At 63.7% G+C, this 25,592-nt stretch carries 25 protein-coding genes; 20 read left to right on the top strand and 5 right to left on the bottom strand.

Annotated features, from left to right (window positions below):
- Positions 1-68 precede the first annotated feature (68 nt).
- Positions 69-1,667, bottom strand: a complete 1,599-nt coding sequence (locus VLT15_13810) for a carboxyl transferase domain-containing protein (protein ID HSR46289.1) — start codon at positions 1,665-1,667, stop codon at positions 69-71.
- A 62-nt stretch (positions 1,668-1,729) separates the two neighbouring features.
- Here VLT15_13810 and VLT15_13805 point away from each other — a divergent pair, with 62 nt between their 5' ends.
- The 5 genes from VLT15_13805 to VLT15_13785 all read left to right on the top strand — a co-directional run bounded on the left by VLT15_13805 (position 1,730) and on the right by VLT15_13785 (position 6,684).
- On the top strand, positions 1,730-2,545 hold the full coding sequence (locus VLT15_13805) for a hypothetical protein (protein HSR46288.1): 816 nt from the start codon (positions 1,730-1,732) through the stop codon (positions 2,543-2,545).
- A gap of 161 nt (positions 2,546-2,706) precedes the next feature.
- The gene (gene feoB, locus VLT15_13800) at positions 2,707-4,647 is read left to right on the top strand and encodes a ferrous iron transport protein B (GenBank protein HSR46287.1); all 1,941 of its coding nucleotides are present in this window, start codon (positions 2,707-2,709) and stop codon (positions 4,645-4,647) included.
- The gene (locus VLT15_13795; protein ID HSR46286.1) at positions 4,644-5,075 is read left to right on the top strand and encodes a FeoA family protein; all 432 of its coding nucleotides are present in this window, start codon (positions 4,644-4,646) and stop codon (positions 5,073-5,075) included. Before feoB ends, VLT15_13795 begins: the two co-directional genes overlap by 4 nt.
- Positions 5,076-5,180: 105 nt before the next feature.
- Positions 5,181-6,071: an NAD(P)-dependent oxidoreductase gene (locus VLT15_13790; GenBank protein ID HSR46285.1), complete on the top strand. Its 891-nt coding sequence runs from the start codon at positions 5,181-5,183 to the stop codon at positions 6,069-6,071.
- A 40-nt stretch (positions 6,072-6,111) separates the two neighbouring features.
- Positions 6,112-6,684 carry an HhH-GPD-type base excision DNA repair protein gene (locus tag VLT15_13785; protein HSR46284.1) on the top strand — a complete coding sequence of 191 codons (573 nt, stop codon included), beginning with the start codon at positions 6,112-6,114 and terminating at the stop codon, positions 6,682-6,684.
- 48 nt (positions 6,685-6,732) lie between these two features.
- Here the strand turns inward: VLT15_13785 and VLT15_13780 are convergent, their stop codons facing one another.
- Positions 6,733-7,632 carry a WYL domain-containing protein gene (locus VLT15_13780; protein ID HSR46283.1) on the bottom strand — a complete coding sequence of 300 codons (900 nt, stop codon included), beginning with the start codon at positions 7,630-7,632 and terminating at the stop codon, positions 6,733-6,735.
- Positions 7,633-7,745: 113 nt separating this feature from the next.
- Here VLT15_13780 and VLT15_13775 point away from each other — a divergent pair, with 113 nt between their 5' ends.
- Positions 7,746-8,228, top strand: coding sequence for a GyrI-like domain-containing protein (locus tag VLT15_13775; protein ID HSR46282.1), 483 nt, complete (start codon positions 7,746-7,748; stop codon positions 8,226-8,228).
- A 102-nt stretch (positions 8,229-8,330) separates the two neighbouring features.
- Positions 8,331-8,939, top strand: coding sequence for a uridine kinase (gene udk, locus VLT15_13770; GenBank protein HSR46281.1), 609 nt, complete (start codon positions 8,331-8,333; stop codon positions 8,937-8,939).
- Between the two features lie 122 nt (positions 8,940-9,061).
- Here the strand turns inward: udk and ybaK are convergent, their stop codons facing one another.
- The gene (gene ybaK / locus VLT15_13765) at positions 9,062-9,532 is read right to left on the bottom strand and encodes a Cys-tRNA(Pro) deacylase (GenBank protein HSR46280.1); all 471 of its coding nucleotides are present in this window, start codon (positions 9,530-9,532) and stop codon (positions 9,062-9,064) included.
- A 52-nt stretch (positions 9,533-9,584) separates the two neighbouring features.
- Between ybaK and proC the strand changes: the two genes are divergently transcribed.
- The 11 genes from proC (at position 9,585) to VLT15_13710 (ending at position 20,800) form a co-directional block, all read left to right on the top strand.
- Positions 9,585-10,421, top strand: a complete 837-nt coding sequence (gene proC, locus VLT15_13760) for a pyrroline-5-carboxylate reductase (GenBank protein ID HSR46279.1) — start codon at positions 9,585-9,587, stop codon at positions 10,419-10,421.
- Positions 10,418-11,332 carry a proline dehydrogenase family protein gene (locus VLT15_13755; protein HSR46278.1) on the top strand — a complete coding sequence of 305 codons (915 nt, stop codon included), beginning with the start codon at positions 10,418-10,420 and terminating at the stop codon, positions 11,330-11,332. Before proC ends, VLT15_13755 begins: the two co-directional genes overlap by 4 nt.
- 29 nt (positions 11,333-11,361) lie before the next feature.
- Positions 11,362-11,823: a thioredoxin-dependent thiol peroxidase gene (gene bcp / locus VLT15_13750; protein ID HSR46277.1), complete on the top strand. Its 462-nt coding sequence runs from the start codon at positions 11,362-11,364 to the stop codon at positions 11,821-11,823.
- A 59-nt stretch (positions 11,824-11,882) separates the two neighbouring features.
- Complete coding sequence (locus VLT15_13745) at positions 11,883-13,187, top strand: DUF6676 family protein (protein ID HSR46276.1); 1,305 nt, start codon at positions 11,883-11,885, stop codon at positions 13,185-13,187.
- A gap of 74 nt (positions 13,188-13,261) precedes the next feature.
- On the top strand, positions 13,262-13,978 hold the full coding sequence (locus VLT15_13740) for a PspA/IM30 family protein (protein HSR46275.1): 717 nt from the start codon (positions 13,262-13,264) through the stop codon (positions 13,976-13,978).
- 170 nt (positions 13,979-14,148) lie between these two features.
- Positions 14,149-16,302 (top strand): (Fe-S)-binding protein, encoded by a 2,154-nt coding sequence (locus VLT15_13735; protein ID HSR46274.1) that lies wholly within the window; start codon positions 14,149-14,151, stop codon positions 16,300-16,302.
- A 129-nt stretch (positions 16,303-16,431) separates the two neighbouring features.
- A complete protein-coding gene (locus VLT15_13730; GenBank protein HSR46273.1) occupies positions 16,432-16,665 on the top strand; it encodes a hypothetical protein in 234 nt (77 codons plus the stop codon).
- Positions 16,666-16,854: 189 nt separating this feature from the next.
- Positions 16,855-17,130 carry a hypothetical protein gene (locus tag VLT15_13725; GenBank protein ID HSR46272.1) on the top strand — a complete coding sequence of 92 codons (276 nt, stop codon included), beginning with the start codon at positions 16,855-16,857 and terminating at the stop codon, positions 17,128-17,130.
- A gap of 183 nt (positions 17,131-17,313) precedes the next feature.
- Positions 17,314-18,897, top strand: a complete 1,584-nt coding sequence (locus tag VLT15_13720; GenBank protein HSR46271.1) for a peptidoglycan-binding protein — start codon at positions 17,314-17,316, stop codon at positions 18,895-18,897.
- Positions 18,897-19,595 (top strand): ABC transporter ATP-binding protein, encoded by a 699-nt coding sequence (locus tag VLT15_13715; protein HSR46270.1) that lies wholly within the window; start codon positions 18,897-18,899, stop codon positions 19,593-19,595. Before VLT15_13720 ends, VLT15_13715 begins: the two co-directional genes overlap by 1 nt.
- Positions 19,592-20,800: an ABC transporter permease gene (locus VLT15_13710; protein HSR46269.1), complete on the top strand. Its 1,209-nt coding sequence runs from the start codon at positions 19,592-19,594 to the stop codon at positions 20,798-20,800. Before VLT15_13715 ends, VLT15_13710 begins: the two co-directional genes overlap by 4 nt.
- Before the next feature lie 45 nt (positions 20,801-20,845).
- On the opposite strand, the gene VLT15_13705 is transcribed toward VLT15_13710, so the two are convergent.
- Positions 20,846-22,306: a glycoside hydrolase family 13 protein gene (locus tag VLT15_13705; GenBank protein ID HSR46268.1), complete on the bottom strand. Its 1,461-nt coding sequence runs from the start codon at positions 22,304-22,306 to the stop codon at positions 20,846-20,848.
- Between the two features lie 277 nt (positions 22,307-22,583).
- On the opposite strand from VLT15_13705, the gene VLT15_13700 reads away from it, so the two are divergent.
- Together VLT15_13700 and VLT15_13695 are read left to right on the top strand one after the other, a co-directional pair.
- On the top strand, positions 22,584-23,441 hold the full coding sequence (locus tag VLT15_13700) for an LLM class F420-dependent oxidoreductase (protein HSR46267.1): 858 nt from the start codon (positions 22,584-22,586) through the stop codon (positions 23,439-23,441).
- Positions 23,442-23,444: 3 nt separating this feature from the next.
- The gene (locus VLT15_13695; protein HSR46266.1) at positions 23,445-23,801 is read left to right on the top strand and encodes a DoxX family protein; all 357 of its coding nucleotides are present in this window, start codon (positions 23,445-23,447) and stop codon (positions 23,799-23,801) included.
- 42 nt (positions 23,802-23,843) lie between these two features.
- Here the strand turns inward: VLT15_13695 and VLT15_13690 are convergent.
- A partial coding sequence (locus VLT15_13690; protein ID HSR46265.1) for a hypothetical protein occupies positions 23,844-25,592 on the bottom strand: 1,749 nt, incomplete at its 5' end.

Genomic DNA, 25,592 nt, shown 5'->3' with positions numbered 1-25,592 from the left:
CCCGTTTTCGCGCGAAAATGTTCCCCTATAGGGGCCGATTGTCGCGCGAAAAGAGAGGTTGAACCTCTTCACATCCGGAACACCCCGAACTCGCCGGTGCCCTGCACCGGTCCCGAATGAATAGCAGAGAGGGCAATGCCCAGGACCGTCCGCGTATCGCGCGGATCGATGATTCCGTCGTCGCGAACCCGGCCGGTCGAGTAGTAGGCGAGTGCCTCTCGCTCGATTTGATCTTCGATTGCCCGGCGGCTGAGTTCCGCGGCCGCTTCGTCGATCTCCTGGCCGCGGGCTTCAGCCCCGGCTCTGCCGATGATCGACATCACGCCGGCGAGCTGCTCCCCGCCCATCACAGCCACCTTGTGGCCGGGCCAGCCGAACACGAAACGTGAGTCGAATGCCCGGCCGGCCATGCCGTAGTTGCCCGCGCCGTAGGAGGCCCCTGCCATCAGGGAAATGTGAGGCACCGTGCTGTTGGCCACCGCGTTCACCATCTTGGCACCGTCTTTGATCATCCCGCCCTGCTCGTACTCCTTGCCCACCATGTAACCGGTCGTGTTGTGGATGAAGATGATGGGGGTGTCGTAGCGATTACAGAGTTGAATGAACTCAGCCGCCTTCTGTGCCTCTTCACTGAAGAGGACGCCGCGCTGGTTTGCCACGACCCCGATCGGATAACCATGGATGGAGCCCCACCCGGTCACCAGCGAGGTCCCGTACACCATCTTGTATTCGTCGAATCGCGATCCATCGAGCACGCGTGCCAGCACCTCTCGCATGTCGAACGGCACCTTCAGGTCGGCGGAGACGATTCCCAGGAGATCGTCGGCGTCGTAGAGCGGCTCGTCGGACGGCTGATTCGGTCCGTAGCCGAGTTTGCGCCAGTTGAGGTGGGCGACGATTTCGCGTCCAATGCGGAGTGCGTCGTGTTCGTCCGCCGCCAGGTAGTCGGAGAGTCCCGAGATCCGGGAGTGCATGTCGGCGCCGCCCAACTCCTCGTCGGTCGACTCCTCACCCGTGGCCATCTTCACGAGCGGCGGGCCACCCAGGAAGACCTTTGCCTGATCCTTGACCATCACCGCATAGTCGGACATGCCGGGCACGTAGGCGCCGCCGGCCGTCGAGTTGCCGAAGACGAGTGCGATCGTCGGGATTCCCAGCTTCGATAGCTGGGTGAGGTTGCGGAACCACTTGCCTCCCGCCAGGAAGACATCGGCCTGGGTCGGCAGGTCGGCCCCTCCCGATTCGACGAGGTTGATGAGGGGCAGGCGATTCTGGCGAACGATGTCCTGCAGCCGGAGACTCTTGGCGAGGGAAATCGGATTCGAAGATCCTGCCCTGCTCGTCGGGTCGTTGGCGTTGATCGCCACCTCCACCCCGGATACGACTCCGATGCCGCAGACGAGATTGCCACCTATCGGGAAGTCGGTACCCCAACCGGCCAGCGAGGAGAGTTCGAGGAACGGGGTATCGCGGTCGAGCAGCAACTCGATCCGCTCCCTGGCCAGCAACTTGCCGCGCTCCTTGTGCCGGGCGACGTACTTCGCGCCACCTCCCAGGCGGGAGGTCGCCATCAGCTGTTCGAACTCCGAGAGCTTCTCCTCCATGGAGGCGCGGTTGGACGAGTACTCGTCGGATCGTTGGTCGAGCATCGAGGTCAGTACCGGCATTGCCCGGCAGGTTAGTTGTGGGGAGCCGGGGAGTGCTCGTCGAGGCCGTTACCATCCTTGTGATGGGATGGTCGAGAACCGTCGGACTGATCATGATGCTATCCGCGGTGCTCGGTGGCGTTGCCGTGCTCATCGCATCCGGTCAGCTGCGGACGGCCGCCGACGAACGCGTTGCCGCCATCGACGAATCGCTGGCCGCGAGCACCGAAGCACTCCGGACCGCAGATGACACCGTGGCGATCGTGGCATCAATCGTCGAACGGCTGGCCGGCAGCCTGGTGGCGGTGGAGGATGCGGCCGTCGATTCCATCGCCACCCTCGACGACGCCGAGAACGGATTGTCCAAACTGGCCGAGATCAGCGGAGAAGACCTTCCGCGCATCGTTGAATCCCTGCAAGAGGCCATGCCCGCCCTCATTCAGGTGGCCGACGTCATCGATGGAACCCTTGGAACGCTCAGCATCGTCGGAGTGCCCTACGATCCAGACGTACCGTTCGACGAGTCGCTCGCCGGCGTCGCGGAATCCATCGAGAACCTTCCCGAGCAGGTCCGCGAGCAGGCGGCGCTGATCGAGGAAGTGGGCGTCGGATTGGGTCGAATCGCCGACCAGGGCGGGGATCTGATCATCGGGATAGGGCTGGCACGGCAGGCTCTCGGCGACGGATCCCGGCTGCTCGATCGGTACCGCGCCGCGACCGCCGCCGCCATCGCAGATGTCGAGGCCGAGCGGGAGTCGCTCGGGGAGAACTCCGATAGAGAGCTATCCGCGCTCTCCTGGTTGACCTCGTCGATCGCACTCGCCCAGTTCGGCCTGCTGGCGGCCGGTGCCGTGCTGGTGTCAAGGAAAGTGGAAAGGCCTGCCGGCGGCCCGACCTGACGACTGTTTCCGGTAACCCGCCCCTTTTCCCGACACCGATTCGGGACCATGGGCCGAAATCCGATCCGGCAAGACCGTCCGACCCTATAGCCACTCCGACTCCGCCCACGACGATATGTTCGGTCATGGGAGGAAACTGTCACACTCCGATGGCGGGGGAGATGCCTCGACAAGCAGGCGTCGTCGCTCTCGTTGGTCACCCCAACGTCGGCAAGTCGACGCTCTTTGAGGCACTCACCGGTCATCGGGTCATCGCGGCGAACTACCCGGGTACTACGGTCGAAATCATCCGGGCAACCGGACGGCGCCTTGCCGAGACTTTCATCGACTCGCCCGGCATTCTCTCGTTCCCGTCTAGAACCGAAGACGAACAGGCGACCGTGCGGGTCCTGCTCGACGAGGATCTGGTCGGGGTACTCCAGGTCGGTGATGCCAAGAACCTCCGTAGAACGCTCCTCCTCACCGTGCAGCTCGCCGAGATGGGCGTACCCCTCACTCTCGCTCTCAACATGGCCGATGAAGCGCATGACCGCGGTATCCCGCCCGATAGCGAGGGTCTCTCCCGGATGCTGGGACTTCCGGTGGTGGCTACAACGGCAGTACGCGGCGAGGGGATCCAGCCCCTCGAGGACGCCCTGCGCCGACCGGGCCTCGCTTCGATAGGAGTCCGGTATCCGGAGCCCATCGAGGCGGCGATCGGCGAACTCGCCGGACTCCTGCCGCACGCCTCCATCACAGAACGGTCTCTGGCTCTGCTCTTCCTGGCCGGAGATGCGGTGGTTGAAGAGTGGGTGCGAGTCCGGTTCGACGATCGTCGGATGGGAGAGGCGGTGCGAGTTCGCAGCGCAGCGGCCGAGGCGCTCGGAACACCCCTGTCCTCGGCGATTCTCGAGGCGAGGTTCGAAGTCGTGGACTCACTGGTCGGCCACACGACCCGGACTCGGGCGGGATCACATTCGAACCGAATGCACCGGGTCGGCCGGATGACGACCCACCCCCTCTGGGGGTTGCCGCTGCTGGCGATCGTCCTCTACGGGATGTACTGGTTCGTAGGTGTATTCGGAGCCGGGACCCTGGTCGGGTGGCTCGAAGAGACCCTGTTCGGCGTCTACATCAACCCGTGGGTGGTTTCCGCAGTCGGGAGAATCTCGGCATGGATCTGGGTCCAAGACCTCCTGGTGGGAGAGTACGGTCTGTGGACGATGGGCATGACCTATGCCCTGGCGTTGATTCTCCCCATCGTGGCGACCTTCTTCTTCGCCTTCGGCTTGCTCGAGGATTCCGGCTACCTGCCGAGGCTGGCAGTCCTCACCAACCGAATCTTCAAGTCGATGGGCCTCAACGGGACCGCCGTCGTTCCCATGGTGCTGGGTCTCGGCTGCGTGACGATGGCCACGATGACAACGCGGATCCTTTCCTCCAAACGTGACCGGCTCCTTGTCATCCTGCTGCTGTCTCTCGGCGTCCCGTGCAGTGCCCAGCTGGGTGTTGTGATGGGCATGCTCGGAGGAGTCTCGATGACTGCGATGACGATCTGGGCGGGAGTGGTCATCGGCGTACTGGTGATGGTCGGCTGGTTGGCCGCCCGTCTGGTGCCCGGCGATCGGTCCGTGTTCGTCGCCGAGTTACCCCCGATGCGTCGCCCCCCGCTGCGCCCGGTGGTGCTCAAGACGGTCGCCCGGGTCGAGTGGTACATACGCGAGGTCGTTCCCCTGTTTCTCATCGGGTCGGTTCTGCTGTTCATCCTCGATCGTGTCGATGCTCTCGCATGGCTGATCGGGGTGGCCGAGCCCCTGGTGGTCGACTGGCTGAAGCTGCCGGCCGAAGCGGCGACGGCCTTCATGATGGGGTTCTTCAGGAGGGACTTCGGCGCCACCGGCCTGTTCCTGATTGCCGGGGGCGGGCTCCTGTCTCCGCTTCAGATGGTGGTGAGCATGACGACGATCACTCTGTTTGTCCCCTGCGTGGCCAGTGTGCTGATGATCGCCAAGGAGCGCGGGGCCAAGACGGCAGTCGCGGTGACCGTCCTGGTCTTCCCGCTGGCGATCTTCATCGGTGGAGTTCTGGGACGCGCACTCGAGTTCTTCGGGTGGGGCGCATGACGCTCACAATTGCCTGCGCTCTCTGTGGCACGCGGTTCGACCCGGAGGCCGAAGTTGCGTGCGGATCCTGTCCGATGAGCGGAGCCTGCACGCTGACGTGCTGCCCGGAGTGCGGGTACACAACGGTCGATATCAACTCCTCGCGTTCGGCCGGGCTGCTGGCTCGCTTGTTTCCCTCCCGGTCGGACGGCCGGCCGGTCGGATCGACCCTCGATGGCGCCGCAATCGGAGTGAGAGTGGCCATCGCCGGCTTCTCCGACGCGATGACAACCGGCCATCGCGAACTGCTGCGCGCCTACGGCATCGAGCCCGGCCGCACCGTATTGGTGGAACAGCATTCACCCGTGACCGTGGTCGGGGTAGACGAGACGGAGATCGCTCTGGAATCCGGCCTGGCCGAGCTCGTCTTCGTCAAGGCCGAAACCTGACACTGTCATCGTTTTCGCGCGACATTCGGAACGTATGGGGTCGGAATGTCGCGCGAAAACGATGGACTGGGTAGCGTCTTCGGTGCAGCAGCGAAGGAGGGCAGTTTGACCGAGAAGATCGGGTTCGTCGGGCTGGGGATCATGGGTTCTGGGATGGCTCGCAACCTCCTCGAAAAGGGTCACGATGTCACCGTCTGGAACAGGACCAGATCGCGTACGGAGCAGCTGGCCGAGGCCGGAGCAGCAGTCGCCGATTCTCCGAGAGAAGTTGCTGCGAAGTGCGGAATCACCATGATCTGCGTCTCAGACACTCCCGATGTCGAGGCCGTCCTGCACGGCGAAGAAGGCATCCTGGCCGGACTGTCCGCCGGCGACCTCGTCATAGACCACTCGACGATCAGCCCCTCCGCAACCCTTCGACTCGCGACACAGGTCGAGGACTCCGGGGCCTCCTGGCTCGATGCTCCCGTCAGCGGAGGTAGCGAGGGAGCGGCGCGGGGCACGCTGTCGATCATGGTCGGCGGCGACGGCGCCCAGTTCGATCGAGCAACCCCCTACCTCGAGGCATTCGCCACGACAATTACCCACGTCGGCCCGATCGGGTCGGGGCAGCTCGTCAAGCTCGTCAACCAGATTCTGGTCGTCGGAACGCAGCTGGCGGTGTCCGAGGCGCTTTTGTTCGCCGAGGCGGGCGGTCTCGATCTCGAGAAGACTCTGAGCGCCGTGAAGGGCGGGGCGGCCGGTTCGTGGATGCTCGCCAACCGTGGCCCGCAGATGATCGTCCGGGATTGGCGGCCGGGTTTCACGATCGATCTGCAACAGAAGGACCTGCGCCTCGTTCTCGAAGCTGCGGACGAACTCGGCTCGCCCCTCCCCGGGACGAGTCTCGTGTTCCAGATGTATCGGGCACTGCAGCGCAGAGGCTTTGGGGGCGACGGCAACCATGCTCTGGTCAAGGCGCTCGAGGAGATGTCGGGCCTCGAGCTCGGCGGATAGTCCGGTCAGGTGCCTGCAACTCCATGCATTGAGGGGACGAATGAACGGCGTTGACGCGCTGCACTGGACCGAGAGTGAGCAAGCCAACCGGCTGCTGGCCGCGAATCCCCTTGCGCTGCTGATCGGAATGCTGCTCGATCAGCAGTTCCCGATGGAGCGGGCGTTCTACGGTCCCTATCTCTTGTCGGAGCGGATGGGCCGTCCTCTCGACGCAGGCAACCTTGCCTCAATCGGCGAAGAGGAATTGATCGAGTTGTTCAAAGGGCCGCCGGCCATCCACCGGTATCCCGGTTCGATGGCGAAGCGAACACAGGCACTGTGCCGGGCGGTCGTTGATGAATACGGCGGCGATGCCGGGCAGATCTGGGCGACGGCCGCTGATGCTGCCGAGCTCCTCCGAAGGCTCGAGGCTCTTCCGGGATACGGCGTGGCGAAGTCCCGAATCTTCATCGGCATTCTCGGGAAGCGGCTCGGTGCGGCACCCGCCGGGTGGCAGGAGAAGGCGGCCGACTGGCCCTCGATTGCCGACGTCGCCGTTTTCGATGATGTGCACGACCTGCGAGAGAGGAAACGGGCGATGAAGGAGTCCCCGAAGAAGGCCGAGGGTCGCTGACCTGTCCGGCAAAGACCTCGGGGGAGGCTCCGGCTGCCGGGTCGTGTCCTACTCGTACCGGTCGAGGGTCTGCCTGGCGAAATCTCGCATAGTCCGACGAAGCGCCTCCGGCGCGACGACCTCGACCGCCCCACCCCAGGGCAGAAGGGCCGAACGGGCCTGGATGATGTCATCAAAGCGGAGTTCGTAATGTGGTCCGACCCGGCTGAGGTCGGTTCCGAACCGCCGTTCGAGCAGCGGCGCCGCTTCCTCCGACGCCAGCAGGCGCACGACGTAGGTGTGGTGTGCGGCGGCGATTACCGTCACATGTTCCTTCCAGAACCCGGCCAGATCGAACTGGGCGGGACGATCGAACGGTACGTCGGTGATTTCGGCGGAGGCGATCGCGCTCAGCGGATCGACCCTGATCCTGTCGTCGGGCTGCATCCAGATGAGATGCCAGCGATCATTGCTCGAGACCAGTCCGATCGGCCGGACCCTGTGCGTGATCAGGGTGTCGAACACGCGGATGATCTCCACATCGACACAAATGCCGAGATTGACCGCCCGGCTGAGCGTCCCGAGGGCCGCCTCGCTCGCCTCGACGTCGAAATGTATTCGGCCGGGTGGCAAGCGGTGTTCCGCCGGAAGGGCAGCGCTCAGTTTGGCCAGGGCCGTCGTCAGTGTCCTCGCCGACGAGCCGACAGGCTCTGATGCCGCCAGAAGGGCCAGGGCGTCGATCTCCCGGGCGGTCAGGCCGGTCAGTTCGGTTCGCCAGTCTCCGTAGAGGCGGGCTCCACCGTCCGGGCCGGTCTCGGTGATGATCGGCACTCCGGCCACGCGAAGCGAGTACCAATCGCGATAGATCGTACGAACCGATACCTCGAGTTCACGGGCCAGGTCTCTCGCTCTGACGCGGCCGTGCCTTTGGATCATCAGCAGTTCGCTGAGCAGCCGGTCAGCTCGCATCGCGGCTCACTTCAACTGAGGGCATTTCGTCGAGACGGCCGGCGCCGGTCCATCAGGTAATACTGACACAAGATGTCAGGGAGTGGGTCGTACCGTCGAGGAAAGGAGGTCACATGGAAGACATGGTGGTCGAGATCAGAGACCTGGAGGCGATCGACGTGGTGAGCGCGCTGGGATTCGGTTCGGAACCTGAAATGGAGGCGTGGTCGTTGATTCAGGAGTTCGCAGCGGCGAATGGGATCGACATCGAATCCGGCGAACACCGATTCTTCGGCTTCAACAACCCGAATCCGACTCCCGGAAGCCCGAACTACGGCTACGAGCAGTGGATGACCATCGATGCCGACACGGCCGTCGAGCAACCACTGACCCGCAAGCATGTGCCGGCGCGCCGGTATGCGGTAACCCGTTTCAAGGGCATCGAGAACATCACAGACACCTGGCGGCGGTTCGTCGCCTGGTTTGAGGAGAGCGGCCTGCGGCCCGGCCCGGGATGGAACGAGTGCCTCGAGGAGTTGCTGACACCGATAACCCAACCCCCGGAAGACTGGGAGTTCGACCTGTATCTCCCGTTGGCGGAAGGCTCCGAGATCTAGGCGGACCTCTTCGCATTTGCCAGCGATGGGGCCTGAAGCCACACTGCGGTAATGGCGCTTGAGACGTTCCAAGGATGGCCTGACAAGGGCGAGGGACGGCCGATGGTCATCGGCATCGCCGGTGGATCCGGGTCGGGGAAGAGCACCATCGCCGAGCGGGTCGTAAACGGGATCGGCAGGGACCGTGTTCTGCTTGTCGAGCACGACGCGTACTACCGGGATCGGCCGGAGCTGTCCGCCGAGGAACGGGCGAGCATCAACTACGACCATCCGAACTCGCTGGAGACGGAGTTGCTCGTAGAGCATGTCCGGAGTCTCCTGGCGGGCAAGAGGATCGAGCAACCGCAGTACGACTTCGGTACCCATGCCCGCCGCCCCGAGTCGTTGGTCGTGGAGCCGCATCGGGTGATCATGCTGGAGGGAATCCTCGTGCTGGCCGAGGAGGCCCTGCGCAATCTCATGGATCTGAAGATCTACGTCGACACGGACGCCGACCTCCGACTCGCCAGGCGGATTGAGCGTGATATTCGCGATCGAGGGCGGACTCCCGACTCGGTGGTTGAGCAGTACCTGAGGTCGGTACGACCCATGCACCTGCAGTTCGTCGAACCTTCGAAGCGCTATGCCGACATCATCATCCCGGAGGGCTACAACTCCAGCGCGGTCGGGACTGTGATCGGGATGATCCGGGAGTACCTGGCCCGGGAGTAGACCCGACCGTTTCTCGGCAATGCTGGTGATCCCCACGCGCATCTGTATTGCTGAGAAACCGCATTGATTTTCTCGGCAATGCTGGTGATCCCCACGCGCATCGGTATTGCTGAGAAACCAGGTCAGTCGGCGATCTGCGCCCTCTTCGCGGAGTTCATCGAGACGAGCAGATCCGGAGCGACTTCCAACTGGATCCCGCGTTGTCCGCCGCTCACGTAGACGGTTTCGTGTTCAAAGGCGGATTCGTCGACGAACACGGGGATCTCCTTGACCCGTCCGAATGGACTGATTCCGCCGACGACGTAGCCGGTCAGTCGTTCGGCGTCGCTGGAGTGTGCCAGGTGCGCCCGCTTTCCGGCCGCGGCTCTTGCGAGCGCCTTCAGGGAGAGCTGCCTGTTCACCGGGACGATGCCGACCGTCGGGTTTCCGTCGACCGAAGCCACGAGCGTCTTGAACATACGACTGCCGTTTACACCGACGGCGGCGGCTACCGCCTCGCCGTAGGATCCGTCCGTCGGGTCGACGCGATAGCGGTGGACCTGAAACTGTGCTCCGGCCCGTTCCAACGCCTGAATGGCCCTCGTCTTGCCCACGGGTGCATTGTTCCACGACCGCCAACGGCTTGTCCCCATATACTGTCTATTTGTGAGCCACGAACACCCCTCTGTAGCGATACTCGGTGCCGGAGCCATGGGCGAGGCGCTCGCTATGGGCCTCCTGGAGGCCGGCTGGGCACATTCCGACATCGACCTCGCCGCTCGCCGGGTCGAGCGGGCCAGGCGAGTCGAAGCAGGCACATCGTGCCGCTGCGTACTCGAACCGGCGGAGATCCTGGCGGGCAAGGATGTCGTGGTCGTCGCAGTCAAACCGCGCGATGTCCACCACCTCCTCGCGCAGATCAACCCAGTGGTCGAGGCCGGCCACCTGTTCCTCTCGCTCGCCGCCGGTGTCCCCACGTCTGTCTTCGAAAAGGCCCTCGGAGAGGTAGCGGTGGTCAGGGCGATGCCGAATACCCCGGCGATCGTTCGTCAGGGCATCAGCGGGATGGCCGGGGGAGCTTTTGCCTCCGCCGACGATCTCGATCTGGCCGAACAAGTCCTCTCGGCGGTCGGTCCGGTTTCCCGGCTCGAGGAGCACCTGCTCGACGCCGTTACCGCCGTCTCGGGGACCGGGCCCGCCTATGCGTTTCTCCTCGCAGAGGCCCTGACCGAAGCCGCGATCCGTGAGGGGCTCCCCCGTGACGTTGCAGAACTCCTCGTTCACCAGACGATCAAGGGCGCCGGCCATCTGCTCGTAGACACCCGTCGCAGCCCTTTCGAGCTCCGTTCCGAGGTCACCTCCCCGGGCGGCACGACCGCGGCGGCGATGCACGTCCTCGAAGAGCGAGGGTTTCGAGCTCTCGTGGAGGATGCCGTGAGGGCAGCCGCCCAGCGATCGAAGGAACTCGGCGGGTTCGCAGTCGCCGCGGAGGAAGATTCGTGATCAGCGCATTCAGCAACGTGATGCTGAAGGCCACAGACCTCCGGCTGTCGAAGTGGCTCTTCACCGAGCTGAACGCCGGGCGCAGGCTCGCTTTGCGGTTCGTGGCCGGGGAGACCCTGAGTGAAGCTGTGGCTGTGGCGAAGGAGCTGAACGAACGGGGGATGATGGTCTCAATGGATCACCTCGGTGAATCCGTCACCAATGTCGGCTCCGCCCGTGCGGCGCGCGACGACTATCTGGCATGTCTCGATGAGATCGCGGCTACCGGTCTGGATGCAAACGTTTCGGTGAAGCTGACGCAACTCGGTCTGGCTCTCGATCGCGGGATCGCGATCGAAGCCATGCGACAAATCGCCGGGCGGGCAGCCGAGGTCGGGACCACCGTGACGATCGATATGGAAGACAGCCCGTATACGGACGCGACTCTCGACATCTACGAACTGATCCAGAAGGAGTTCGAGAACGTTGGGGTTGCCGTGCAGGCGTATCTCTATCGGACCGGCGCAGATATCTCAAGGATCGCTCCCCTCGGCGGCCACATAAGGCTGTGCAAAGGTGCATATGCCGAGCCGGACAGGATCGCAATGAGACGCAAGGAACATGTCGACGCCAATTTCGCCACACTGACCAAGCAACTCATGGATCAGGACGACGCCAAGCCGGCGATCGCCTCGCACGACGATGGGCTGATCGACCTGGCGAGGAAACTGGTGGCCGGCCGCGCCGCCCCGTTCGAGTTCCAGATGCTGTACGGGATCCGCGAACAGTTGCAGAGCGAACTGGTGCGCCAGGGCCATCCTTTGCGCATCTATGTTCCGTACGGCTCAGAGTGGTATCCGTACTTGACCCGGCGCCTCGCAGAGCGTCCTGCCAACACATTGTTCTTTCTGCGAGCTCTGTTCGGGAAGTAGCGTCTCAGCGAAAGAGAGAGAGGTGTCGAGTGCTCGAAATCGGCGACAAAGCCCCCGCCTTCGACCTTCCGGATGACACCGGGTCCAGAGTTTCACTGGCGGATTTCACCGGTCGCAAGCTCGTCATGTTCTTCTATCCGAAGGCCATGACGCCCGGTTGCACGAAAGAAGCATGTGACTTTCGGGATCGCGCCGACGCGCTTCTGGCCGCCGGCTTCTCCGTGGTGGGCGTGAGTCCCGACCCCATCCCACGCCTCGTTGCTTTCAAGGAGCGGGAGTCCCTGACCTACCCCCTCTTGTCGGACGAAGACCACATCGTGGCCGAGGAGTACGGTGCCTGGGGTATGAAGAAGAACTACGGCCGTGAGTATGAAGGCCTGATCAGGTCCACCTTCGTCGTCGGCGGCGACGGATTGTTGCTCAACGTATACCGAAATGTCCGTGCCTCCGGCCACGTTGCTCGAGTCACCCGGGATCTGCTTGGAGAGTGACCGCTGGGGTCCCCCGGGGTGCTTCCGTCCGGCGCGGCGTCGCTAAGCTCCAGGTCGGTATGCGCCGATTCCTGATACTCGTTCTTCTTGCGATGTCGATGGTCTCGGCGATGCCGGCCCTTGCCGCCGACCCGGACGCCATTCTCGTTGAGCTCCAGTTCCGGAATTACGCGGCGGAGGAGGGGACAACCGTCGACATCAACGGACTCGAGAAACTGGTAGCCGATGTCGACGCTGTGGAGCGCCGGCTCTACTTTGTCGTCCTGAGGTCCGACCCATCGGGCGGCAACGACCTCTTCGCCGGACGGCTGATTGGTGAGCAACTCGACGGAACGGTGGTGGTGATCTCACCGAATGAGATAGGTGCGTCGTCCAGCGTCCATGACGCCGCCGCCGTTGCCGACGCTGTCGATGCCGCCTTCGACGACTTCCTGGAGCGGGATGACATCGGTGCTTTCGAGGCATTCGCCGGCAGGCTGCCGGATTCGAACCGGTCGGCGACCGACTCAACCGGCGGCGGTGGGAGTGCGCCGTTCCTTGCGTTCATGCTGGTTGTAGTCGGGGGCATCGTGTTCGTGATCTGGCGCAACTCCCGGCGCGACAGGCAGATCGTCGAAGGCCGCCTGGACGAGGCGAAGGAAGAGCTCAAAACCCAGATAGACGTGATCGCCAACGAGATACTCGATCTGTCCGACCGGGTGACCGTTGCCGAGAACGAAGGAGCTCTGGCCTATTTCCGGGAGGCCAGCGACACCTACTCGGAAGTGTCGAAAGCGGCCGAGACGGCAGTCGACCTGGGCGCGCTCGAAGAGCTTTCCGATCGTCTCGACCGTGCCCGATGGCAACTCGAGGCTGCCGAAGCGCTGATCGAGGATAGAGACGTTCCGGCGGAGCCGGAGGATCGACCTGCCCATTGCTTCTTCGATCCGGCCCACCGCGCCGGGGTCGAAGAAGCCGAGATTCGCACCGCAGCAGGTTCGAAGATGGTCGGCGTATGCAGAGACTGTGCCGCAAAGCTGCGCAACGGCGAGACACCGACACCCCGATCGATCAACGTCGGGGGACGGCCCATCCCTGCTCCACGGGCTCCGAGATCGTACGGCGGCGGTGGCCTCGACTGGCTCAGCACGTTCTCGGTACTGCTCGGAGGTCGGGACATGGGCGCCTCATACGACTTCGGACGCTCGAGCGGCCTCCGCCGTCGCAGCCGGGGCAGCGCGGGATCGGCCCTGGGCCGGCTCGGATCCCGGAGTCGCAGTGCGCCGCGCTCGGCTCCCCGCGCGACCGGTGGGACCCGATCGAAGCCCTCGAGCCGGCAGGCGTCGGCACCGAAGGTGAAGGGAAGGGCGCGCCGCCGCCGCTAGACCCAGTCGGCCGCGTCAGCCGTTCCCTCGCTGTCTTAGTATGGACGAAGCTCAAGAAGGAGATCGGAGAGATCATGTTCAAACGCTTGTGGGGCTACATCAAAGCGCTGTTCCGGCGGACGGTCGAAGGAGCAATGGACCCTGAGGTTGAGATCGAACAGGCGATCCAAGAGGCTCGCAGGCAGGACCAGGTCCTTCGTAACCAGGCTGCCAAAGTGATTGCTCATCGAACCCAACTGGAAGCCAAGATCGAACAGGCCGCCGACACCGTCGGCGAAGCTCGCGAGATGGCCAAGAAAGCCCTGCTTCGTGCCGACGAAGCAAAGAATCAGGGCGACATCGAGGGGCTCAACAAGTGGACCCAGGCGGCACAGAGCATTGCCCTCAAGCTTCAGGCAGGGGAGAACAACCTCAACGGGCTGAAAGACCAGTACGAGATCTCGGTGAACCAGGCCGAGGACGCCAAACGGACCGTGCAGCAGAATGCCATGCGGCTCCAGGAACTGGCTGCCAAGCGAATGGAGCTCGTCGGGCAACTTCAGCAGGCAAAGATGCAGGAAGCCGTCAACTCGGCCGTCGAGTCGATCTCAGCTTCGATGGAACACGAAGCTCCCAGCCTCGACAAGGTTCAGGACAAGATTCAGGCGAGGTTGTCCGAAGCCAAGGCACGTTCGGAGCTGCGTGAATCCACGCCCGAAGGGACCGAGGCGGAGTTGCGCGATGCGATCTCGCTGGCACAGGCGGATACGAAGCTCGAAGAGCTGAAGGCAGAGCTCGGGCTCACCGAGTAGACCTCCGCCCACAACCTCGCTGCGCCGCTCGGTCCCCCTCGGGGGACCGAGCCGCGTGCGGGCGGCGCTGAGCAACCGGCGTGATTCGTGACCTTCGACCCTGCCGGTCGGTCGGCGCGAGCCGGGGAGCTTTCGTAGACTCTGAACGTCCTCGCTAGGAAAGGATGACGATGGAGCCTCGCCGACGCCCGACTTCGACCCGGATCCTCCTCCTTCTGGCGTTCGCGGCTTTTCCTGCCACGTTGCTCTTCTGGTGGCTGGGCACTCTTCCCGGCGATCATGTTCCCGAGATCGGACGCGAGGTATTCGGCAACGTTCCGGGTGCCTTCCAGGCGGCCTTCTATGTCGGTATCGGTGCGTTTCTATCTCTGACCCTCTATCTGTTTGCAGAACGCTCGCGTAGCTGGGCGCGCGGCGGTTCCGAGAACCGTACGGGTCGATGGGGGGAGCGACTGAAGAACCTGACGGCGGGCCTGTCCATGCAGACGCTGCTTCGAGATCGGGCGGCCGGGTTGATGCATGCCTTGATCTACTACGGATTCGTGCTCCTGTTCCTCGGCACCGTGATCCTCGAGATCGATCACCTCTTGCCGGAAGGCCTGAAGTTCCTGAGCGGCAGCTTCTACAAGGGCTATTCGGCGGTCCTCGACGCAGCATCCGTCGCGCTCATAGTCGGAGTCTTCTGGGCTGTTGCACGGCGATACGGCCGGGCACCCTGGCGACTACGGTCCAAGACCAAGGCCGAGGACGCCTGGATCCTCACCGTGCTCGGGCTGATCGGAGTGACCGGTGTGTTGACAGAGGCGGCCCGCATCGCGGTCGACGGAAGACCGGACTTCGAAGTGTGGTCTTTCATCGGCTATCCCCTCAGCTCGTTGTTTCCAGAAGCGGCGGCCGCCGGCTGGCACCAGTTCTTCTGGATTGCGCATGTAGCCACCTTCGTGTGGTTCCTGGTGATCCTCCCGACCACCAAGCTGCGTCACATGTTGACCTCACCGGCCAACATGTTCATGGGGCCCCGGGATCGGCCGAAGGGGGCGATGAAAGAGCTCCCCAATCTCATGGAAGCCACCGACATCGAATCCATCGGTGCGTCGGTGATCACGGATCTCACCTGGAAGCAGATCTTCGACACCGACGCCTGCACCGTGTGCGGTCGGTGTACCAGCGTTTGCCCGGCCAACACGACCGGGAAGCCGCTCGATCCCCGCGAGATGGTGCTGAAGGTCGGCGAAGTGGCTGCTTCTACAGCCCCGGCCCGGATATCCACTCCCGTGTCGATGGACACCGAGATCAGTATCGGCGCCGACAATCTGTTCGAGCGGGTCACGTCGGATGAGCTGTGGTCGTGCACCACTTGTCGAGCATGTGACGAGATCTGCCCGGTCAATATCGAGATCCTCGACAAGATTCTCGATATGCGCAGGTACAAGGCGCTGATGGAAGCCGACTTCCCGGTCGAGCTGGGCAAAGCCTTCGTTGCTCTCGAGAACCAGGGCAATCCCTGGGGGCTCAGCCAGCAGAAGCGCATGGACTGGGCCGGGTCTCTCGATTTTGAGGTGAAAGTCCTCGGTGAGGAAGGTGTCGATTCGGCCGAGTACCTCTACTGGGTGGGTTGCGCAGGATCTTTCGACGATCGCAACGTGGAGGTCACCAAGGCAACGGCCCGGCTCTTGCACGAGGCCGGCATCGACTTCGCCGTGCTCGGCCCGAAAGAATCCTGCACCGGTGATCCTGCTCGCCGGTCCGGCAACGAGTACCTGTATCAGCAACTCGCCCTTTCGAATATCGAAACCCTCAACGATCTCGGTGTCGAGAAGGTCATCACTCAGTGTCCCCATTGCTTCAACTCTCTAGCCAACGACTACCCGCAGCTGGGGGGCGACTACCAGGTGGTCCATCACAGCCAGCTTCTCATGGAGTTGGTGGGAAACGGGTCGCTGGATACGACCGCCTCAACCGGCAAGAGGCCCGAGATCACGTTCCATGACCCTTGTTATCTGGGACGCCACAACGACGTCTACGTCGCTCCGCGCGAAGTCGTTGCAGCCACCGGCGCTTCGCTCGTGGAGATGGAGCGGAACGGCACCAATGCAATGTGCTGCGGAGCCGGCGGGGCTCGGTTCTGGATGGAAGAGCAGACCGGGAAGAAAGTCAACGTCGAACGCGCAGAGCAGGCCATTGCCACCGGGGCGGCGGAGGTGGCGGTCGGGTGTCCATATTGCTACGTCATGATCGACGACGGTGTCAAGGAACTCGGCTCCGAGGTGCGGGTGCGAGATATTTCGATGATCCTGTCCGAGTCGGTTTTCAAGCGTCCCTGATCTCCCGTGGATGGCGCGACGGGATTGTGTCTCCATTGGTGCTCGACATACCACCGAGAGTGAGTAGTTTGGGAGTGCCCAATCGTCGAACCAAACCGATGCAGTCTCGGGAAGGAAGGGGATGGCGGGATGCGGCGCAAATCTGGTTGCAGGAGGGGGGAGCATTCCTTCGGGCCGCTCGTCGAGATCGGCGGCGGAATCCAACGGCAGGTCTGCCCGTCTTGCGGCCTGATTGAGATCGACCTCCGCGCCAGTGCCGAGATGGAGGAATCCCGGCTTTTCGCTCCTCTGCCCATCGACAGCATCTTCATGATCAGGGCGGCTCCCCGGAACGAGCTTCAACAGCGTTTCGGCGTCGGATAGCCCCTGGCAGTGCGTCCGCTCGGCTGCCGGGCGGCCGGAGAGGGGTCGGCACTAGTCCCCATCTACGACCACAAATAGTGCTGTACAAGCCACGGAGAGTGAATACAGTGGGGAATGTTGAAATGTCATCCGGTGGGCCGGAATGATGGCGCCTCGGTAGGGCGACTGCAAAGCAATGTGGGAGGCAACATGAGACGCAACAAGGACTGCCGGAAGGGCAACCACACTTTCGTCGATGCATCTGGAGTTGGCGGCAGCATCAAACGCAGGGTGTGCAGCGGGTGCGGCCGGGTCGGAATCGAAGTGCTGTCGGACGTCGAGGTCGATCAATCCAAGCTCTTCGCCCCGGCCCGGCTCGACAGCATGTTCGCCATCCAGGCGGTGTTGGAAAACGCATTCGACATTCGCGAGCAGCGATTCGGCATCCGACCCGATCGGCGACGTGTCCCGAGCGACCTCCCCTGAGTTTTCTCAGCAATACTGTGGTTCCCCACGCGCAACAGCATTGCTGAGAAAACCCCGGTAGGTCTTTCTCATGCAACTCTCAGACTGATTGCATCCTGGTCTTAGGTCCTCCGGCCATCCTCTCGGGCACACAACAGCGTGTCTCCGCGCCCTGATTGCCATCTCGGCCGGATAGGAAGCATTATGAGCGACACGGAAGCCACCACGGAGCCCCACATGCCGCTTGATGAAGAAGCCACGGCGAACGAGCACGCAGCCCGATCGCCGGATGCTGCGCCCCGACGGCGTCCCTGGCTGTGGTTGTTTGCCGGCATCGTCGTGTCGGCCGCCGCGGGGGCCGCTGTCCTCATCGCCCTGGACGGCGGCGGGCCGGACTCAACCGCGGCGCCGACCTCACCGGCGAGGTTGGCGGAGGCCGTCATCACGGACCTCGTGCAGATCGAGAGGTATGAGGGAACCCTCGGGACGGTCGACGGCGATCCGGTGACCACCCAGCTGTCGGGCACCCTGACGACCGCAGCAGGTGCCGGGGAGATGGTTGGGCAGGGCGATGTTCTGTTCAGCATCGATGGTGAACCGGTGATCCTCCTCTACGGCGAGTCTCCTGCCTACCGGGACATGGCCGCCGGGGCGGAAACGCTCGCCGTCCAGGGCAGGCTGGTGGGAACCATCACCGCCGCTGCAGAACCCGGTGCCCCTCTCGCCCAAGGGGATGTGCTCTATCGCGTCGACGGAGAGCCCGTCGTCGTCCTGTACGGTGACGTGCCGGCGTACCGGACCCTCTTCGATGCCCCGACCAACCTCCAAGGCGAAGACGTCGAGCAACTCGAGGCGGCCCTGGTGGCGCTCGGCTACGACCCTGATGAGGCGGTGACCGTCGACCGGGAGTTCACATCGAGCACCGCGCAGATGGTCGAGGCCTGGCAAGAGGACGTCGGGGCAGAGACGGACGGCATCGTCCACCACGGCGAGGTGATCTTCATCCCGGGTCCGGCTCAGGTACGCACCATCGCCGCCGTGGGCGATTCGACCGGCGGTGGCGCTCCGGTGGCGTCTCTGATCACCGGTGAGCCGATGGTCGGCCGGGACGTCGAGCAACTCGAAGCCGCTCTTGCCGCCCTCGGGTTCGATCCCGGCGAGGTAGACGGCACGTTCACCGACGAGACGCGTGCCGCAGTCTCTTCGTGGCAGGCGTCAACCGGCCTCGAGCAAGACGGCGTCGTGGACCTCGGCGAGGTCGTCTTCCTGGAGACGTCGGTTCTGGTGAGTGACGGGCTCTCCTCGGTGGGGAGCCGCGTCGGCCCCGGCAGCCCGGTGCTGGCGGTCTCATCATCCGACAAGGTGGTCCGCGTAAACCTACCGGCACGCGACCAGGGCGTCGTGTCGGTGGGTGATGATGTGATTGTCGTCCTCCCGGATTTCTCCGAGACGCCCGGCGTGGTGGTTTCGGTTGCCACGACCGCGACGGTGGATCAGGGAAACCAGGCAGTGTTCGAAGTGATCGTCGAACTGCTCGACCCGTCGGTTGCAGGCTCCCTGGACGAGGCCCCGGTCGACGTAGATGTGATCTCCGATTCGGTCGAGGGTGTCCTGGCGGTTCCCGTGTCGGCACTCGTCGCGTTGAGCGAGGGAGGCTACGCGGTCAGGGTCGACAACGGCGGGGGGAGTTCCCGTTTGGTTGCAGTAGATCCCGGTTTCTTCGCCGACGGACTGGTTGAGATAGCCGGCGATGGCCTGAAGGCCGGTGATCGAGTTGTTGTGCCGTGATTGCGTCTGACCCGGTCCTCTCGCTGTACAACGTCACCAAGGAGTACCCGACAACCCCCGTTGTGCGGGCTCTGGGCGGCGTCAGCTTCTCGGTCGGCCAGGGTGAACTCGTTGCCGTCGTAGGTCCGTCCGGGTCGGGAAAGTCAACCCTGCTGCACATCATGGGCACCCTGGACCGACCCACCTCGGGCGAGGTCACGGTTGCAGGACACCGCGTGTCGCAACTCTCCGACAAGGACATGTCGTCGCTCCGCGCCCATCACATCGGCTTCGTCTTCCAGCAGTTTCATCTGCTCAGCGGCTACACCGCACTCGACAACGTTGCCGACGGCCTGCTCTACACGGGAATGCGGTTGGGGGCGCGCCGCGAGATGGCGGAAGTAGCGTTGCGCCGGGCGGGCATGGGGCATCGACTCGATCATGTAGCGACCAAGTTGTCCGGAGGTGAGCGGCAGCGCGTGGCAACTGCTCGGGCGCTCATCGGGAACCCGTCGATCGTCCTGGCCGACGAGCCGACCGGCAACCTCGATTCGAAGACTTCCGACTCGATCGTGGAACTCATCGAGGAACTCAACGAGGCCGGCACGACCATTGTGGTGATCACCCACAATCGAGAAATCGCCGGCCACTTCCCCCGCTCGGTCGGTTTGCGCGACGGCCTGATCGAGTACGACACCTCCCGGGGAGAGGTGGCTTGATGGCTGCCGACCTCCAACCGAGCAGATTACATCCGCGCGACCTCGGCAGAACGGCGACGGTCGGACTGCGGACGCGCCGGTTGAGAACCGCGCTGTCGGCTCTCGGCATCATGATCGGCATTGCCGCGATGGTCGGAGTGCTCGGGTTGTCGGAGTCTTCGAAGTCGGAGTTGCTCGCCCAACTCGACAGGCTGGGCACGAATCTCTTGACCGTGGAAGCCGGTACCGGCATAGGGATCGGGAGCGGTGAACTGCCCCAGGAAGCGGCAGCCATGATCGCCCAGATTGGACCCGTCGAAACAACAACCGTTGTCAGTGCGGTGGACGACGCCAAGGTGTATCGCACGGACTACATACCGGAAGGACAGACCGGGGGGATCTCCGTTCAGGCGGTCGATCTCAACCTGCTGGACACCTTGGCCGGCGCGGTTGCGGACGGCCGGTGGTTGGACGCGGCCACCGGAGCATATCCGACCGCGGTGCTCGGCGCGGTGGCGGCAGAGCGTCTCGGCTTCACGGAAGTGACCGGCTCCGAGCAGGTCTGGCTGGGTGGCCGGTGGTTCACCGTCATCGGCATCCTCCAGGAGTTCGAGCTGGCTCCGGATCTGGATCGGGCCGCCATGGTCGGCCTCCAGGCGGCGGCCGACTTTCTCGACGACGACGGAGTGCCGACCCGTATCCTCGTGCGTGTCGATCCTGACCAGGTAGATGCAGTGATGGGAGTCATGGCTGCAACCGCCAATCCGGAGAATCCCGAAGAGGTCGAGGTGGCCCGCCCCACAGATGCTCTGGAAGCGAAGGAGGCTGCCGACGATGCCCTGACTGCGCTGTTTCTCGGGTTGGGGGCCGTCGCCCTCCTGGTCGGGGGAGTGGGGATTGCGAACGTGATGGTCATCTCGGTGCTCGAGCGGCGTTCCGAGATCGGCCTGCGCCGTGCCCTCGGGGCTACGAAGCGTCACGTTGCGTCGCAGTTCCTCGGTGAGGCCCTCCTGCTGTCGTTGTTCGGCGGGTTGGGCGGGGTGGTTCTCGGAGCGGCGGTCACTACCGCCTATGCAGTATTCAAGGGGTGGGACGCCCTGATTCCGCCGATAGCCATCGCAGGCGGGATCATCGCCGCTCTGGTGATCGGAGCGGTTGCCGGCCTCTACCCGGCGATCAGAGCTGCGCGAATGTCACCTACGGAAGCGTTGCGTACGGCCGGATGAGATTGGGGGCGGCCCCGTCTCCCGGCACCGGCCGATCGGGGACTGCTAGTGGCTCACCTCCCACACGGCGCCGGTTCTCGGCGGCAGAGCCAGATGTATCTTGCCTTCGGTGCGTTTGATCCCTCCCGATCCCCAGAGAGTCTTGAAGGTGCCGCCGATGGTCTCGTCGACGATGGTGGCCGAGGCTCCCGTGTCGGATACGTTGAGGGCGATGATGAGTTGTTCACTCTCGTCCTGCATCGCGAATGCGTACAGCGAGGATCCGTCCTTGGCGGCGAGCCTTCGGTATTCGCCGTGGCGGAGTGCACGGTGGTGGCTGCGGAGTGACGCCAGCGAGCGATGTGCCCTCAACAGCCGGTCGTTCCAGAGGTCGGTGCGCTTCCATGGGAACGTTCCCCGCGAGCCGGGATCATTCCCCCCGCTCATTCCTATCTCGTCGCCGTAGTAGATCGACGGCGCACCGGGGAAGGTGAAATTGAGCAGAGTGGAGAGGATGACGGAGTCGACGTCCCCGCCTGCAACGCTCAACACCCGGGCAGTGTCGTGCGAGCCGAGCAGATTGAGATTGGCGAGGTGGGAGTGGCGTGGATAGCGAAAGAGGAGATCGTTGATGGCGTCGCCGTAGCCGGGTGCATCGAGTGCAGGTGACACCGGGAAGGGGAGGCCGGCCGCCAGCCGGGCATCGACCCGGCTGCCGGCTGCGAAGGCGATAGTGCGGCCGCCGAAGTGGTAGTTCATCGTTCCGTCGAAGCGGTCGCCCCGCACGATCCAGTCGGTGGCGTCCTCCCATATCTCACCGACTAGGTAGAGGTCCGGATTGACGGCTCGCACTCTCTGACGGAACTCCTCCCAGAAACCGTCAGTTGTGATCTCGTTCGGAACGTCCAGGCGCCAGCCGTCGATACCCTTCCTTGCCCAATGCTCCCCGACCCTCATCAGGTACTCGACGACCTGCGGGTTTTCGGTGTTGAACTTCGGAAGCGCGGCGTTGCCCCACCAGGCGTGGTAGCCGGGTTTCTGGCCGTCGTAGGCGTGCAGCGGCCACGAATCGACGAGAAACCAGTCGATCCATGCCGAGCTCCGACCGTTTTCGAGGAGATCGTTGAACTGGAGAAACCCCCGGCCGCAGTGATTGAAGACGCCATCGATCACCACCCGGATCCCGCGGTTGTGACATTCGGCGAGGAGGTCGTCGAAGGCGTCGTCTCCTCCGAGCATCGGGTCCACGCGGAAGTAATCCCAGGTGTGGTAGCGGTGATTGGAGGCGGAGGCGAAGATCGGATTCAGATAGAGGGCGTTGACTCCAAGATCCTCGATGTAGTCGAGATGCTCGACTATCCCGGGCAGGTCGCCCCCCTTGTAGCCGAAGACCGTCGGCGGATCGTCCCATGTCTCCAGGTTGGGCGGTTTCTCGACTCGATCGGACGAGGCGAACCTATCCGGGAAGATCTGATAGAAGATGGCATCTGAGACCCAGGCCGGGGGACGATCGATGGGTGTCGTCATCGGTTCCCTCGAAGCCGCCGTCTGCCGTCGCGCCGGTCGACGGCACGCCCGCCGCGGCCGGGATGGGTCACGACGATTCCCGGGGCAGCCTCGTGTTCCTCCTCCGGGGAGACCCTCCTCGCCACGGCGGCAACGGAGGCGTCAACGACCATTGGTTTCGCAAACGTCGAAACCGCTCGATCGGGCCATCGGGTCTCCTGTCGGCTGTCTCCCCTGAACACAAGGAACCAATCTAGCCGCCTGCCCTTTATGCTTCCGCCGGACAAAGGAGAGACCGATGCATCTCGGAGTCCTGATATTTCCCACGGATACAACCCTGCAACCGGTCGAACTGGCCCGGGCGGTGGAGGAGCGGGGCTTCGAGTCGCTCTGGTTTCCCGAGCACAGCCATATTCCGACCAGCCGTGTCACTCCGTGGGGAGGGCGTCAGGCGGCGCCACCGCTCCCGGACCATTACTGGCACACTCACGATCAGTTCGTGGCACTGGCCGCCGCAGCCGCGGTCACCACAACCCTGAAACTGGCAACCGGCATCACCCTCGTTGCGCAGCGGGATCCGCTCTGGCTGGCCAAGGAGGTTGCCTCCCTGGACGTCATCTCGGGTGGACGGGTGCTCTTCGGCGTGGGATATGGTTGGAACAAAGAGGAAATGGCCGACCACGGAATCCGCTATACGGATCGTCGGGCGATCATCCGCGAGAGCATTCTGGCCATGAAGGAGTTGTGGACGAAGGACGAAGCCGAGTACCACGGAGAGTTCGTCGACTTCGAGAAGAGCTGGTCGTGGCCCAAGCCGATTCAGAAGCCGCATCCACCTGTGATTCTCGGCGGTGACGCGGGACCGAAGACCATGCGCGACATCGTCGAATACTGCGACGGGTGGATGCCGATCGCCGGCCGGCATTCGTTCCGTGACAAGGTGGATCAGCTCCGGCGCCTGGCCGAGGAATCGGGCCGCGACCCCGATTCGATCGAACTCGCCCTCTTCCAGGCCCCGGCGAAGGCGGAGGTATTGGAGCCGCTCGCCGAATCGGGAGTTGCCCGTGCGGTCCTGGCGCTCCCGCAGGGACCTCCGGGAGAGGTTCTCGACGCTCTCGATTCGTTCGTTCCCCTGCTGGATGCGGTCGGCCGCTAGGAAGTGGGTTCGGTCACCCTGCTCCTGGCTTTTCTTCTAGGCCTGTTGTTCCTGTCGACGGGCGCCTTGAAGCTGATGGTTCCCCACGAGCAGGCGGCCGTCCGTCTCGGCTGGGTCTCCGATTTGCCGCCCAATCGATATCGCCTGGCCGGCTGGTTGGAGATTGCGGGCGGAGTCGGGCTCATGTTCCCGACGATGGTTCAGGCGATCGACCGCCTCACCGCTCTGGCAGCCGTGGGTCTGGCGATTCTGATGTCGCTCGCCGCCGGTCTCCATGTTCGCCGTCGAGAGTGGATACCGGCGATCGGCACCCTGGCGTTGGCGGCCGCACTCGTAGCCATCGCCGCCGATTCGGCGTGACACGGTCGAGCCCGGCACGGGCACCGACCGGGAAGAGCGTGGTCAGACGAGCACCGGTACGGCGATGCGCTCGGCCTCGGCGCGGCACTCGCCGATGCGGGTTTTGAACTCAGCGCCGAGGTCGTGCTCGTCGGCAAACCGGCCGTAGTAGTCGAGACCTTCGAGCAAGTTCGTTCGGAACTCATCGAAGTAGGCGACGGTGCGCGTCGAGAGGTCGAGCGCAAACCGGTCGAGCTCACCGCGCACGAACTCGAGATAGAGCTCGGCTTCTCGCACGAAGACGTGGGGACGGTCCGGTGTGGAGATCAGCTGGGCCCTGCCGTAGATATGATCGACCATCTCCGCGAGGCTGGCGAGTTTCGAGAAGTTCACGATGTTCGGGCCGGTGCATACAGAAGTGTGCGATCGGTTCTTGATCTGGTTCTTGCCTTCCGCTCCTCCGGCGAGGTCCCGGCACAGGCAGGCTTTGGCAAGTACATCTTCCTTCACAACCAAGAGCTGTTCGGGTGTGTATCCCTCGCCGTCGAGATGTGCCAGCTTCTGCACCTGGTATTCGCGGGACGCAACGCAGATGGGCACCTCGGAGAACTCGGTGTTGTAGAGCGCCAGGTAGCCCTTCGGGCAGGCGCTTCCCGGGCGGCCGTCGATGATCTTCTGGCGACGGTGACGTTCGCTCTCGGAGGTCCGCAGACTCCAGAACGGGATGCCGAACGGTGAGGAGTTGCTGAGGTACACGTCGTCGGCGGTGGCTTCTTGAAGCTTCACCAGGTGCTCGTCGTCGACGTTGGTGACCTCCGGAACCAGCAGGAAGGGCGTTCCCCACCCGGCGGAGTCGACATCGAAGTGCTCGATGATCTGGCGGTGCTCCTGGGCGGTACCGATCCCGCCCTGCACCGTGATGTTCAGTTCCGGGGGATCGGCGACTTCGACGCGGTTGCGTGCCTGCAGGCCCTTGTTCCGGATGGTGTGCAGCGTCTGAATCAGTTCCGCACGCTTGCTCTTGAACTCGTCGAGGATCGGTCCGAGCAGCTTGCCTACCGATGGAAAGGTGTGTCCGCCGCAGTTGAGCCCGGACTCGATGCGGAACTCGGATACCCACAGACCCCGCTTTGCCAGGTACTTGCCCTGGATGAGCGCAGACCGGAAGTCGCTGACTTTGAGAATGATCCTCTTCCGGAGCAGGCCCTTCTCGTCGGGGTAGAAGTCGTCGAATTCGGAGAGGTAGTTGTACAGCCGAGGGTTCAATCCGGCCGAGAACACCACGGCAGATTGAAGTTTGCTGCGTGCGAATCCGCGCAGGCCGGAGAGGGCGTCGCTCATCTCGGGAGCCTGCTTCATCCCGTCCTGGTAGGCATCCCGGTCGACCTTGGTCATCAAGTTCACGTCGATCGACCCGGCGGTGACGAAGGTCCGGAGGAGGTCCTGGAGGCGGGTTCGTTCAGACTCGTCCCGGCTGTCCTTCATCCGCTGGTAGGTGTCGCGGAGAGATCCGGTCGGGAGCATCTCGAAGTACTTGGTGAGGTCGCTGCCTGCTTCGAAGAGGGACGATTGCAGCGCGCTCACCTGCTTCTTGACATGGTCGTGGACGAGATCGAGGTAGGCCGTGATGCGTCGGGCTCGGGCATCCTCGACATCGTCGGCGATCTCCTCGTAGGCTTCGCCGGCCAGTTCGGTATGGAACCGCCGCATCTGCTCGATGAGAACGTCATCGACGATCTGGATAACCGAAGATATGCCGTAGCGGGCGACTTTCAACGGCGTGTCGATGGTGAAACCCGTTCCCATCACCGG

Source organism: Acidimicrobiia bacterium (genome assembly GCA_035471805.1).
Lineage (GTDB): Bacteria > Actinomycetota > Acidimicrobiia > Spongiisociales > JAHEDJ01 > JAHEDJ01.
Note: the sequence above shows the minus strand (reverse complement) of the source record. Positions and strands in the feature narration are given on the sequence as shown.